12 protein-coding genes are annotated in these 13,877 nt (G+C 39.0%); 8 read left to right on the top strand and 4 right to left on the bottom strand.

The features are described from left to right. Positions 1 to 309: 309 nt before the first annotated feature. The 7 genes from MF1_RS00880 (at position 310) to MF1_RS00850 (ending at position 7,482) form a co-directional block, all read left to right on the top strand. Positions 310 to 1,062: an ABC transporter ATP-binding protein gene (locus tag MF1_RS00880; protein ID WP_042995283.1), complete on the top strand. Its 753-nt coding sequence runs from the start codon at positions 310 to 312 to the stop codon at positions 1,060 to 1,062. Between the two features lie 3 nt (positions 1,063 to 1,065). Then, positions 1,066 to 1,938: a metal ABC transporter permease gene (locus tag MF1_RS00875; protein ID WP_042995282.1), complete on the top strand. Its 873-nt coding sequence runs from the start codon at positions 1,066 to 1,068 to the stop codon at positions 1,936 to 1,938. A 9-nt stretch (positions 1,939 to 1,947) separates the two neighbouring features. After that, a complete protein-coding gene (locus tag MF1_RS00870; protein WP_161510255.1) occupies positions 1,948 to 2,874 on the top strand; it encodes a metal ABC transporter solute-binding protein, Zn/Mn family in 927 nt (308 codons plus the stop codon). A gap of 376 nt (positions 2,875 to 3,250) precedes the next feature. Further along, positions 3,251 to 4,576, top strand: a complete 1,326-nt coding sequence (ugpB, locus tag MF1_RS00865) for a sn-glycerol-3-phosphate ABC transporter substrate-binding protein UgpB (RefSeq protein ID WP_161510254.1) — start codon at positions 3,251 to 3,253, stop codon at positions 4,574 to 4,576. 110 nt (positions 4,577 to 4,686) lie between these two features. Continuing rightward, positions 4,687 to 5,571 carry a sn-glycerol-3-phosphate ABC transporter permease UgpA gene (gene ugpA, locus MF1_RS00860; RefSeq protein ID WP_161510253.1) on the top strand — a complete coding sequence of 295 codons (885 nt, stop codon included), beginning with the start codon at positions 4,687 to 4,689 and terminating at the stop codon, positions 5,569 to 5,571. Between the two features lie 10 nt (positions 5,572 to 5,581). Then, positions 5,582 to 6,433, top strand: coding sequence for a sn-glycerol-3-phosphate ABC transporter permease UgpE (gene ugpE, locus MF1_RS00855; protein WP_011178992.1), 852 nt, complete (start codon positions 5,582 to 5,584; stop codon positions 6,431 to 6,433). Between the two features lie 2 nt (positions 6,434 to 6,435). Continuing rightward, positions 6,436 to 7,482, top strand: a complete 1,047-nt coding sequence (locus MF1_RS00850) for a sn-glycerol-3-phosphate import ATP-binding protein UgpC (protein WP_011178991.1) — start codon at positions 6,436 to 6,438, stop codon at positions 7,480 to 7,482. A 113-nt stretch (positions 7,483 to 7,595) separates the two neighbouring features. Here the strand turns inward: MF1_RS00850 and MF1_RS00845 are convergent, their stop codons facing one another. The 3 genes from MF1_RS00845 to MF1_RS00835 form a co-directional block, all read right to left on the bottom strand. Beyond that, positions 7,596 to 8,318 (bottom strand): glycerophosphodiester phosphodiesterase, encoded by a 723-nt coding sequence (locus MF1_RS00845; protein WP_042995544.1) that lies wholly within the window; start codon positions 8,316 to 8,318, stop codon positions 7,596 to 7,598. A gap of 176 nt (positions 8,319 to 8,494) precedes the next feature. Next, entirely contained in the window at positions 8,495 to 10,051 is a 1,557-nt protein-coding gene (gene guaA, locus MF1_RS00840) for a glutamine-hydrolyzing GMP synthase (protein ID WP_161510252.1), read from the bottom strand. A gap of 131 nt (positions 10,052 to 10,182) precedes the next feature. Beyond that, positions 10,183 to 11,469, bottom strand: a complete 1,287-nt coding sequence (locus MF1_RS00835) for an RsmB/NOP family class I SAM-dependent RNA methyltransferase (RefSeq protein WP_161510251.1) — start codon at positions 11,467 to 11,469, stop codon at positions 10,183 to 10,185. A gap of 518 nt (positions 11,470 to 11,987) precedes the next feature. Here MF1_RS00835 and MF1_RS06620 point away from each other — a divergent pair. Beyond that, positions 11,988 to 12,134 (top strand): hypothetical protein, encoded by a 147-nt coding sequence (locus MF1_RS06620; RefSeq protein WP_167535269.1) that lies wholly within the window; start codon positions 11,988 to 11,990, stop codon positions 12,132 to 12,134. A gap of 160 nt (positions 12,135 to 12,294) precedes the next feature. Here the strand turns inward: MF1_RS06620 and guaB are convergent, their stop codons facing one another. Continuing rightward, on the bottom strand, positions 12,295 to 13,794 hold the full coding sequence (gene guaB / locus MF1_RS00830) for an IMP dehydrogenase (RefSeq protein ID WP_161510250.1): 1,500 nt from the start codon (positions 13,792 to 13,794) through the stop codon (positions 12,295 to 12,297). Positions 13,795 to 13,877 lie beyond the last annotated feature (83 nt).

The following is a 13,877-nucleotide window of genomic DNA, read 5'->3' as shown; positions in this document are numbered from 1 at the left end:
CCTCAGCAGAAACACTGCTCTCCTCTTGGCCAATAAACTTTTTTCTATCACATTATGGAAATAACTTAGACACCAAACGAAACACACTGTACCCTCACTTGTGCTTATTTAGAATCACCAATCATTTTAATACTATATATAGTATACACACTCTCTCTTTCGTCAAGGAAAATTCAATCATTATTTCGAATTTTCCACGATCTTCCCACTGAGATACTCAGCTCCCTAAAAACTGTAATAATATTTTTGTTGACAAATGTTATATTATTACATAACTTTTCAAGATAAATAATAAAGATGGTAGGAATTATGAGTCTGCATTTTGATAATGCAACATTAGGCTATGTAAACAGGGTAGCAATAAAAAACTTTTCAGCAAAATTAAAAACTGGTTCATTGGTTGCAATAACGGGTGATAATGGTGCTGGAAAATCTACACTGCTGAAAGCTATCGCTGGATTGATCAAGCCTATCAGAGGTAAAATTACAAAACCGAAGAAAAGTCGGATTGCTTATCTCGCTCAACAATGTGATATTGACCGAACATTTCCAATTGATGTGAGAGCACTTATAAAAACGGGATTGTGGTCCTTTTGTGGATTGTGGAAAAACCAGCGCCCTTATTACTCTAAAATTCAAAATGCACTTGAAATGGTTGGGCTCACGGCACTTGCCACTCGTTCACTTGACACGCTCTCAAGTGGCCAATTACAACGTGCCCTTTTTGCACGTATCATTGTACAAGATGCCGATATTATCTTACTCGATGAACCATTCAATGGCGTAGATCGTAATACTCAAAAAGACCTTCTTGCGTTAATCACACATTGGCAACAGCAAGGACGAACAATTCTTACAGCACTCCATGATCCCCTCATCGTGCAAAAACATTTTCCCCAAATAATTCAAATTGATAAACAAAACGCTTTTTATGGAAAAACAACACAATTTTTCAATGAAACTATTCACCCCGTTACTCGACCTCTCACAACAAACTCTTTCCGTACGAGTGCGCTAAACCAATATTTTTCTATCAATGATTCTCGCTCTATTTGGTTATAATACGTGTACACATTTTTTCTTGCACCCTTCGTTGATTTCCAATTTATGCAAAATGCTCTTATCGGTTCTATTCTTCTATCCGTCAGCGCCTGTCCCATTGGCGTATTTTTGATGCTACGTGGAATGAGTCTAACAGGAGATGCTATATCCCATGCCATCCTTCCTGGTGTTGCAGCTGCTTTTCTTTTTTGTGGCTTCTCCCTCATATCTATGACACTTGGAGGCATTTTAGCTGGCATCATTGTTGCTTTAGCAACCGCCTTGATTTCACGAAGTAGCCTCCAAAAAGAAGACGCATCAATGACAGTCTTTTATCTCATAGCACTCGCGGCAGGTGTTATTCTTGTTTCACTTAAAGACTCAACAATTGGTTTGCTTCATCTCTTATTTGGCTCTGTGCTTGCACTTGATACACAAGCCCTTTGGTTGATCACCATTATAATGCTGACCACAGTGGGCAGTCTCTGCATTTTCTGGCGTGCTCTCGTAGTAGAAAGCTTTGACCCTCTCTTTTTTAAATCACTCTCTTCATTGAGTAAATATGTTCATATATCATTGCTTGGACTTGTAGTATTGAATCTGGTTGGCGGTTTCCAATCACTAGGAACATTACTCTCCGTTGGCATTATGATGATTCCAGCCATTACAGCCCGTTTTTGGCTTTCGCGTCTGGGCTCTATCTGCATACTCTCCACTCTTTTGGGGATCATTGCTAGCATATGTGGATTACTGCTTTCTTTTCATCTGTCACTTCCCTCCGGCCCTGCTATCATTATTGCTGCAGGGTTTATTTATCTTCTTTCCTGCCTTATAAGTCCGCGCGGTTTTATTGCGGCGCGGTTTCCTTGCCTCTTTTATACGTCCCCTTCACCTTAAGGAAATAATGTGTCTAAAATTATTCAACAAGTTATTTTGCTTGGAGCTCTCTTGGGTCCTGCTCTTTCTCCATTTTCTGCTTTTGCGCATAATAAAATCAGGGTTGTCGCCAGCTTTTCTATTCTTGCAGATTTGGTAAAAAATGTAGGAGGCGATCATATTTCGATAACCACTCTTGTCGGCCTTAATGCTAACACCCACATTTATGAACCTATCCCCCGTGACGCCCAAGCTCTTAAAAATGCCCATATTATTTTCATCAACGGCCTTCACTTAGAAGGTTTCATTGACCGACTTATCACGGCAAGCGGCACAAAAGCACTTCTTGTCGAAGTTAGTGCCAATATCCTTCCTCTCGAAATTAAAAATCAAGGACATGGAGTCGAACAACATCATCACCACAGCAGTATTGATCCACATGCTTGGCAAACTATCCCTAATGTTGAAATTTATGTCAAAAATATCGCTACTGCTTTTTGTAAAATCGATCAACAATCCTGTGCAAATTACAGAAAAAATGCCAACGCCTACATTCAAAAGCTTAAAGAAACACAAGAAATACTTAAAACAAAGATTGCTACCATCCCAAAAAATAGACGTATTATTATCACGTCTCATAACGCCTTTGGTTATTTTGCCCAAGAATATGGTTTCACTATTCTTGCACCCCAAAGTGCTTCACCAGAAGCTGAAGCCACTGCAGCCGATGTGGCCAAACTTATCAACCAAATTAAAACCAATAAAGCAGCTGCACTGTTCGTTGAAAATATCTCGAATCCCCGCCTCATAAAACAAATTTCAAAAGAAACAGGTTTAAAAATTGGTGGAACACTGTACTCTGATGCATTATCGAACAAAAATGGCCCCGCTGCAACTTATCTCGATATGATGGAACATAATGTTAATACTATCATCGATGCAATAACAAAGCACTAAGGCACATCATTATAGAAATGTGAAACAAACTATCTATCTTAAAACTATCTTTAAAAGTTACAAGATAAATATACAACAACTAAACAGCATCCTCTTAAAAACTGTAAACTCGAAATAACAACTTTCCAGTTAAATGATACTTAGTGTTTGCACCCTTGTGTTGCTCTTCTAGCTCTTCTCGTTTTAACTATTTTCTTTTTTATTATTACAATAATCTCGTCAATACATGATAGCTATCAAAAAGGAAAAACTGATAAGTCTAAACAAATTCGTTTGACCTTTTGGTGGTTCCTGTTTAAATGAACCAACATATTTCTGGAATAAAACCGTCATGGGATATTCATGTGTAATACTATCATTTCAGAAAGGATGAACCATGAGTCGTTTTTATCTTTCTATAGCAGCATTTACGGTTGCTATTAGCATGACAACAGCGAGTTTTGCGCAAACAAAAATTAGCTTTTGGCATTCTATGAGTGGCGAACTAGGAAAACAAACTGAAAGACTTATTAACGACTTTAATGCCAGTCAATCTGAGTATAAAGTTGTTCCTTCATTTCGTGGTGAATATGAAGAAGGCATGATCTCACTTATTTCGGCATTTCGCGGAAAGCAACAACCAGTTCTCGTTCAAATCTATGAAGTTGGCACTGGAACTATGATGGCTGCAAAAGGTGCTGTTTATCCCATTTATCAACTTATGGCAGATACAAAACAAGAATTCGATCCTACAGATTATTTTCCTGCTATTAGTAGTTATTACTCCGATGTTCAAGGACGAATGCTGTCTATGCCTTTCAACATTTCAACACCAATCCTTTATTATAATAAAGATATCTTTAAGAAAGCAGGACTTGAGCCAGAACAGCCACCGAAAACATGGCAAGATATCGAAAATTTCTCCAAAAAAATTCTCGAAACTAAAACAGCAAGCTGTGGTTTTACAATGGCTTACGCATCTCAATGGATTGGTATAGAAAATTTTTCAGCATTGCACAATATTCCTTTTGGAACGAAAGAAAATGGCTTTAGCGGTCTTGATGCAGAGCTTACCTTTAATGGGCCTTTACAAGTGCGTATGTGGACCGATCTTAAAAGGTGGTCTGATCAAGGTATTTTCCGCTATGCTGGCCCTGCCGGAGCATTAGATGCAACACCAATGTTTATGACACAAAATTGTGCAATCTTTTTGCAATCTTCAGGATCGCGTGCGGGAATCCTTTCTGAAGCACAATTTAATGTTGGATTTGGTATGTTGCCCTACTATGATGACGTAGAAGGTGCTCCACAAAATTCAATTATTGGTGGCGCCTCTATTTGGGCTTTGAAAGGTCATACCCCAGAAGAATATGCAGGTGCAGCCGCTTTTCTTAAATTTATCTCGAAAGCCGATAATCAAGCTAAGTGGCATCAGACAACAGGTTACCTTCCAACCACAAAGGCTGCTTACGAACTGAGCAAAGAACAGCATTACTACGATAAAAATGTTGGTGCAGATATTGCTATTAAACAGATCACTCTCAACCCCCCAACTGTTAACTCAAAGGGCATAAGATTTGGTAATTTACCGCAAATTCGTTCCATGCTTGATCAAGAACTAGAAGCTGTTCTTAGTGGCTCAAAAACACCAAAAGATGGATTAGATGCAACTGTTAAACGTGGAAATAAGCTTCTACGTGAATTTGAGAAAGCTAATCATTAAGGGTTTCATTATTATCGTTAAAGATCAAAAACTCAACCAAACAGTTGAGTTTTTTCAATTCTTTTTTGTTCACCTTTCTAAAGTCTCGCTGTTTAAAGAGAGCTCTACGAATGCAAGAAAAACATGCATATTTCAAAAATAATCTGCTTCCTTACTGGCTGCTTTTTCCTCAGCTCATTGTGACTTTTTTGTTTTTCTTCTGGCCTGCTGTCCAGTCAATAAAATCATCTTTCGAGCGTGAAGATCCCTTTGGCTTTATCACAACCTTTATTGGTCTTGAAAATTATCTGACAATTCTCTCTGATCCTGCTTATCTAAAATCACTTCTCATAACCGCAGTATTTTCCATTTCGGTAACTGTCGTTTCAATGACGATATCACTTCTTTTGGCTGTCTGTGTTGATCGTGTCATCCGCGCAAAAAAGGCCTACACAACGCTTTTGCTCTGGCCCTATGCTGTTGCTCCAGTATTGGCAGGCATATTATGGTTATTTATCTTTCACCCAACCATCGGAATCGTCCCTTTTGTTTTTCAAAAAATAGGTATCACATGGAATTATCGTATTAATGGCATTCAAGCAATGATCCTTATTGTAATTGCAGCCAGCTGGAAACAAATTTCCTATAATTTTCTCTTTTTTCTTGCTGGTCTCCAATCTGTTCCACGTTCCCAAATAGAGGCAGCCGCGATTGATGGTGCTGGCCCTTTTAAACGATTTTGGACCGTAGTTTTTCCGCAAATTTCACCGACTACCTTCTTTCTTCTTATCGTCAATATCCAATATGTTATGTTTGATACATTTGGCATTATTGATAACATAACCTCTGGAGGTCCTGCGGGTGCAACAAATACTCTTGTCTATAAAGTGTATGACGATGGTTTTAAAAACCAAATAATCGGCGCATCAGCAGCACAATCAACAATATTAATGTTGATGGTTATTGTCTTAACGTTTATTCAGTTCCGCTGGATTGAACGCCACGTACAATATTAGGAAGAAAATAATGGTTGAAAATCGCCCTATTTTGAAATTTCTAACCCATATCACCCTTATTATTGGCATTTTTATTATCTGTTTTCCAGTTTATGTTGCTATCATTGCATCAACCCATAGTTCAGCAGCATTTAACTCAGGAACACTTCCCCTTTTACCGGGAAAGTATGCATTGGAAAACTATAAAACAATCTTTGGCGATGATCTTGTGCAGCTTGGTCTGCCCAATCTCTGGCCACTCTTAATGAATTCGCTCATTATGGCACTTGGCATTAGTATTGGAAAAATTATTATTTCACTCTTGTCTGCTTATGCAATTGTCTACATGCGCTTCCCTTTTCGCAAAACTGCTTTTGCCCTCATTTTTATCACACTGATGCTGCCTATCGAAGTTCGTATTATTCCAACGTATGCAGTGGTCGCACAATTAGGCATGATAAACACCTATGGCGGGATGATTATTCCACTTATTGCATCCGCAACTGCTACATTTTTATTTCGCCAGTTTTTTTTGACTGTTCCTGATGAACTCTTAGAAGCTGCTCGTGTTGATGGTGCAGGATCATTTAAATTTTTTAAAGATATTCTTCTCCCTCTTAGCAAAAGCAATATTGCGGCTTTATTTATCATTATGTTCATTTATGGATGGATACAATATCTCTGGCCTCTCATAGTTACAACTGATCAAAATCATCAAACTATTCTTATTATTCTCAAACAACTTATCGTAGAATCACTTCAACATGATCCTAAATGGAATATACTCATGGCAGTATCGGTCGTCGCCATGGTGCCACCTGTTCTTGTTGTCATCTGCATGCAGCGGCTTTTTATCAAAGGTCTTATTGAAACGGAGAAATGACTGTGGCCATAATCCAGTTATCAAATATAAAAAAACAATATGAAAACGGCATTCTGGTCATTGACGATTTAAACTTAACTGTTGCCGATAGTGAGCTTCTTGTCCTTGTCGGTCCTTCAGGATGTGGTAAGTCAACTTTATTACGCATCATTGCAGGATTAGAGCAAGTTACTTCAGGTGAACTCTATATTGATGATGAGCGTATTAATGATCGTGAACCAGCTGATCGCGACATTGCTATGGTTTTTCAAAATTACGCTCTTTATCCCCATATGACAGTTCGTGGAAACTTAGAATATGGTCTCAAAAATCGTAAAACACCTAAGGACGAAATAAATAGGCGTATCACGCATGCTGCAAAGCTTTTGGAGATAGAGTCATTTCTCGATCGTAAACCACGACAATTATCAGGAGGACAACGCCAACGTGTTGCAATGGGACGTGTTATTGTACGTCAACCACGTGTCTTTCTCTTTGATGAACCTCTCTCAAATCTTGATGCAAAATTACGTGCTCAAATGTGTATTGAGATTAAAACACTACAGCGCTCATTAGGAACAACCAGCCTGTATGTTACCCATGATCAACTAGAAGCCATGACATTAGCTGATAGAATAGCCGTTATAAATAAAGGAGCTATCGAGCAAATTGGGACCCCAATCGAAATTTACGATACCCCAGAAACAACATTTGTTGCTGATTTTATAGGGTCTCCCCCTATGAATTTTCTTGATCGCAAAATACTAGAGCAACATTTAGGTTATTCATTTTCTTATAATAAAGAAACTGATCTTTTGGCATTCAGGCCAGAGGTAATCTTATTGGGCGAATATCCAGACAAAGGACCTGTCTTTCACACACAAATTGAGCTTATCAAACCTATTGGAACAGGATGCCATGTTTTAACACGTTGGAATGAGACTATTTTTACCATTGAAATAAAAGAGCGCCTTACAAACGATTATGGTAAAAAACTAAGCTTTACTGTCCCTCATCAAAATTTTCATACTTTTAATAAAACCACTGGAAAACGTAAAAGCAATAAGTAAATAGTGCAAATTTTCACCTTACAAGCATCATCAATAAATACCTCTCACTTTCTCCTAACAACTTCGTTTTTGTTAGGATATATCGTGCCTTTTATATTATAGACGTGTGCTTTTTATCTCTGTGCACGTAACTGTAAAGCAAGGTCAGGTTGATCTGTTGTGATATAATGTACAGGCATATCAATCCAATGCGATAGGCGAGCTCTCCCATTGATTGTCCATACCCCCACAGTAAAGCCATGTTCAAGCGCAGATTCAATCAAGTCTTGTGATACAATAGAGCCATCTAAACTTAGATCAGAATAACCCAATTGTTTCCACTCAGAAAAATGACGGTGCATATCACCTTCAAAACTATCAATACATGGACCAGATGTTATCCCTGCTTCAATGAAAGGACGAAGGTTCGTAGGATCAAAACTGATTGCAGAAACCCGCTCTGCTAAATTTCGGTTTTTTATCAACGCCAGCGCTTTTTGAGATAAAATCGTTTCACGCTCAACTTCCCCACATGTTTTGATTTCAAGATGCATCGCAATATTGGTTGCTCCCAAAAGATCAAGCACCTCTTCTAATAAAGGAGGAGCTTCAGTACTTCCTTTCACAAAGAGTCGTTTACGTGTTTCATTATCAATATCGTGAATATATCCTTTTTTTCCCACTAGTTGCTCGAGATGAAAATCGTGAAATACAACCACTTCACCACTTTTAAGCAGATGAACATCGCATTCAATTTCATCAACTCCCAACGCAATTGCATGACGAAATGCCGAAAGTGTATTTTCAGGATAAAGATGAGCTCCACCACGATGTGCAACAATTTTTTTCTCAGACATACGAAATTTCACACTTTTTAATTTTAAACAAGCTTGATTCATATACAATGAAATCGTAGCTTTTAAGAATCATCCCTACACAATAACTTCTTTAGAAGTTGGTTCCTTTTGTCCACTCTACCAAATATCAAATTCTAAACAGCACTTTATTGTTAAAATGCTTTGCTTAATTTCAATCATTCCCATTCAATAGTACCAGGAGGCTTCGACGTTATATCATAAACAACCCGATTAATTCCCCTCACTTCGTTAATAATACGTGCTGCTGTTTTGCTTAAAAATTCCATATCATAGGGATAAAAATCAGCGGTCATTCCATCTACAGATGTTACCGCGCGAAGAGCACAAACAAATTCATAAGTGCGTCCATCACCCATAACACCGACAGTCTGCACAGGAAGAAGAACAACAAACGCCTGCCAAATTTCATCATAAAGACCAGCTTTACAGATTTCATCAAGGTAAATGGCGTCTGCTTCACGTATAATTTCTAATTTTTCACGTGTCACTGCACCTGGACAACGAATTGCAAGACCGGGCCCTGGAAAAGGATGACGGCCAAGAAACTGCTCCGGCAATCCTAACTCTCGCCCCAAAGAACGAACTTCATCCTTAAAGAGCTCACGCAACGGCTCCACAAGTTTCATGTTCATCCGCTCCGGCAATCCCCCTACATTATGATGGCTTTTAATTGTTACCGATTCACCAATAGCTGATACACTTTCAATGACATCTGGATAAAGCGTGCCCTGTGCTAAAAATTCTACACCTTCTATTTTTTTGGTTTCTTCTTCAAAAACTTCAATAAAAAGGCGGCCAATCATTTTGCGCTTTTTCTCTGGATCTGTCTCACCTTCTAAAGCATTGAGAAAAATATTAGCAGCATTAACGTGAATAAGCTCGATGTTATAATGATCTCGGAATAATTTAAGAACTTCTTCAGCCTCATTTTTGCGCATTAACCCATGGTCTACCAAAATACATGTCAGTTGATCTCCTATTGCTTCATGGAGAAGTACAGCCACAACTGATGAATCCACACCACCTGAAAGACCACAGATGACACGACTTTTTCCAACTTTCTTCCGTATCGTAGCAATTGCCTGATCACGATAAGAAGCCATTGACCAATTGTCTTTAAGACCAGAAATTTTATGAACAAAATTTTGCAAAAGTTTTGTACCATCGGGTGTATGAACAACTTCAGGATGAAACTGCACTGCATAAAGGCACCTTTTTTCATCAGCAATGGCAGCATAGGGAGCGCCTTTTGATGTTCCTATTACACGAAAGCCTTCTGGTAAAGCTGCCACATGATCACCGTGACTCATCCATACTTGATAACAGGAACCTTTTTCCCATACACCATCAAAAAGTGCACTCTTTTCTTGCACCTCCAAAAAAGCCCGTCCAAATTCACGCCGATGTCCTGATTCAACTTTTCCACCAAGCTGAACACACATGACTTGTTCACCATAACAAATACCAAGAACTGGAACACCAATTTCAAAAATTTCCATCGGCGCACGCGGTGAACCGTCATCAATCACTGAATAAGGACTGCCTGATAAAATAACAGCTTGAGGTCTTAGCCGCTTGACACCTTCTAAAGCTAATTGAAAAGGAACAATTTCACAATAAACACCCATTGCTCGCACCCGCCGTGCGATAAGTTGTGTAACTTGTGAACCAAAATCAATGATAAGAACAGTGTCTGGATGTGATATGCTCATAGAAAACCAATCAATAATTGTAAAAGAGAACCAGTGAAATTTATTATTTAATTTTTCTTTTTTACAAGCCTATTCGCCTGAGAAAAAGATTATTTCCGTAAAAATTAAGCTAAAAAATGTGAAAAGATGTCTCAATGTTTTTTTTGCAACACAGATAAAAAGAAACCGTCTGTTTTTGTTGTTGCCGGCGATAAAGTAAGTCCATAATGTGAAAAGATCGGTTGCACAGGTGAAAAACTAAAATATTTCTGCCAAAGTGTGCGCATATTTATTGGATAAAAATTGGAATGCTGTTTAAGAAAAAGAGAAATTTGTTCCTCATTTTCACCAAAAAAAAGAGAGCACGTAATATAAACTAAGCGCCCATTTGGTTTAAGATAGTCCATAGCCTCATTCAAAATAACTCTCTGTTCCACTTGGCGCTGTCTTACCTGTTCTAACGTTAAACGCCATTTCGTATCTGGACGCCGCCGCCATGTGCCTGTACCACTACATGGTGCATCTAGCAAAACTCTATCCATCTGACTGACTAAGGACTTCAATTCTTCTCTGTGCGCCCGCACCTGTACGTTACGAACACTAGCGCGTTGAAGACGATCAAAAATAGAAGCCAAGCGAACTTTATTTGAATCATAGGCATAAATTTGCCCTTGATTCTTCATACTGGCAGCTAAGGCTAACGTTTTTCCACCAGCACCAGCACAGTAATCCAATACCTGCATACTTTCTTTTGCTTCTACAAGGTGAGCAACAATCTGAGACCCCAAGTCCTGTATTTCAAAGTGCCCCTTTTGAAAAGCAAGTTCCATCTGAATATTAGGATGACGGCCAAATTTTTCAATCGGTGCAATCCTTAAGGCTTGCGGAAACCATGACAAAGACTGAATTTTGGTTTTTGCTAATTCCTTAAGTACCTTTTCTGGCGTTGCCTTCAAGCTATTCACGCGTAAATCTAAAGAAGGGCGGGTTGCTAATGCAGCAGCTTCAATTTCCCAATTATCAGCAAATAAAGGATGCAAATGCGCTTGACACCATTGGGGAATATCACCCCGAATATAGTCTGGTGCATCAACTAATTGCCGCCTTTGCCATGATTGACGCTGCTTAGACCCTAATAACTGGGGCGCAAATCGATCTCCTTCTAATTCACCATCAATTTGTTCAATCGTCATTTTTCCAGTATCTAATAAGGTGCCGAAAACGACATCCCTCATATCATCGCTCTCCATACGCCATTGTAAAGAATAACGCCGTCTTAAGACATCATAAACGATTGTACTAATTGCTGCGCGGTCGCTTGCTCCAGCAAAGCGATGAGAAAGCCCCCAAGCTCTTATAGCTTGACCTGCAGGGCAATGCCGGGTTTCTATCTCTTTTAGAATATCTATTGCCGCCTGCAAACGCCCACCTAAGCGCATTCACCTCTCCTCTTGAATTCCTACAAAATTCTCAACAACTTAAGCAAGAACACAATTATCTTTCTTGCTGCCAACGTAACCTTTTCAAATCCATACAAAATTTGCACTAAAAGCCTAATGATTTTTACTATTCAGATTCTTCATCGCTATGCTGTACATTTGCATTTTCTGTTCTTCTAAACTATGTGATATCTTTTTAATGCTGCAAAATAGGCAGGTATTCATAAAATACTGCTTGTCGTTATGAACTACACAAAAATCGTAAAACCCTCATTATTGTGTAAAATTAAGTGTTTAGCAACCTTATATAAACAGCACTTAATATCAAATATCCCATATCTTTAAAATGCTATCCTCTTAAAAAGTGAGAAAAATACTTCTGCTAAAAAAACCATGCAAATTCATCTTATTCTAAACAAAACATAAGTTAACTTTTTCGAAAACACTTGGAACCACTGTTTGACATGACCGTTTTTACTATACTGGCTCTATGCCAGATAGTTTAAAAGGAGAAAATAATGAACACTTATAATAATGGCAAAACAACTTCATCTAAAAGCCGCTACGATACAACACCCTCAAACAATGGAAAGAAATCCGTCCAAAGTGATCAGGCTAACACTCGTCAACGCGCATCAAAGACGGAGCGGAAAACAAAAAGTTAATCTTCTCAATTTTATATAACCTAAGGAAAGAATTGGATCGTTAGCTTCCAATTCTTTCCCTTTACGCTTGAGATTATTGTACCAAACCACAAACAGCAGTTCTTGTACATTTTTCTAAACAGTCTTTTATGCTCTGAAATGACTCTAAGGTCTTTACATTTCAAAGAGGTTTTCGATAATTTGGACTTTCCCGTGTGATAGCAACATCATGTGTATGACTTTCGTGGAGTCCAGCATTGGTAATACGAACAAATGTCGCTTTTTCACGAAACTCCGCTAGATTTTTCGCCCCAACATAACCCATCGAAGCACGCAATCCACCAGCCAGCTGGTGCAGAACCGGCGCTATCGGTCCTTTATAAGCAACTTGACCCTCAACACCTTCAGGAACTAATTTAAGCTCATCACGAACTTCATCCTGAAAATAACGATCTGCCGATCCTCTTGCCATAGCGCCAACAGATCCCATGCCACGATATGCTTTAAAAGACCGTCCTTTATAAAGATAAACTTCACCAGGACTTTCTTCTGTACCCGCTAAAAGGGAACCAATCATAGCAGCACAAGCTCCACCTGCCAAGGCTTTAGCAAAATCACCAGAAGCTTTGATCCCACCATCAGCAATCACAGGAATATCTGCTTTGTCAGCAATTTCTGCAGCACTCATAATGGCCGCAAGCTGCGGTACACCAACACCTGCAACAATTCGTGTTGTACAAATAGAACCAGGACCAATACCAACTTTCACAGCATCTGCACCACTATCAATCAAAGCTTGTGTTGCTTGCGGAGTCGCTACATTACCAGCAATAATAACCTGAGAGGATGCCATTTTTTTAATACGTTCAACTGCGTCTAGCACACGCTGAGAATGTCCATGAGCCGTATCAATTACCAGCACATCAACACCTGCATCAATTAATCGTTCAGCCCGCTCAATACCATCATTGCCTACACTACTTGCAGCCGCAACACGCAAACGGCCTTGCGAATCTTTGGTAGCATTTGGATTTAATTGTGCTTTCTCAATATCTTTGACTGTTACCAAGCCAACACAGCGATTTTGTTTATCTACAACCAATAATTTTTCAATACGATGATGATGTAAAAGATACTTCGCTTCATCGAGTTGGACATTTTCACGCACTGTAATCAAATTTTCATGCGTCATTAATTCATAAATTTTCTGTTTTGGATCTGATGCAAAACGCACATCTCTATTCGTCAAAATGCCAACAAGTCGCCCAATACTTTCACTTTTAGCAGCATTTTCAACAACCGGAATACCTGAAATACCATAAGAGTGCATCAAAGCTTTTGCCTCTTCAAGTGTTGCATCTGGACCAATCGTGACTGGATTAACAACCATCCCAGATTCAAATTTTTTTACCTGACGTACTTCTTCAGCCTGCTCTGCAGGAGACATATTACGATGGATAACACCAAGACCACCAGCTTGAGCTATAGCAATTGCCAAACGTGATTCTGTGACGGTATCCATTGCAGCAGAAAGCAACGGCAAATTCAGCTCAATATCAGCTGCGATACGTGTTTTAAGATCTACTTGGTTAGGCATGACAACCGAATGACCAGGCTGTAAAAGTACATCATCAAAAGTTAATGCTAACGCCCCTGTCCCCGTTTCAACAATCTTTGCCATAGCCAAATTCCTTCAATAACAAACCATCGCACGTAGTCTAGGATTACAACCGCAGTTCTAATAAATTCTGAATTGGCAGCGAG

The organism is Bartonella quintana (assembly GCF_009936175.1).
Lineage (GTDB): Bacteria > Pseudomonadota > Alphaproteobacteria > Rhizobiales > Rhizobiaceae > Bartonella > Bartonella quintana.
This window is presented reverse-complemented; position numbering and strand designations above follow the sequence as displayed.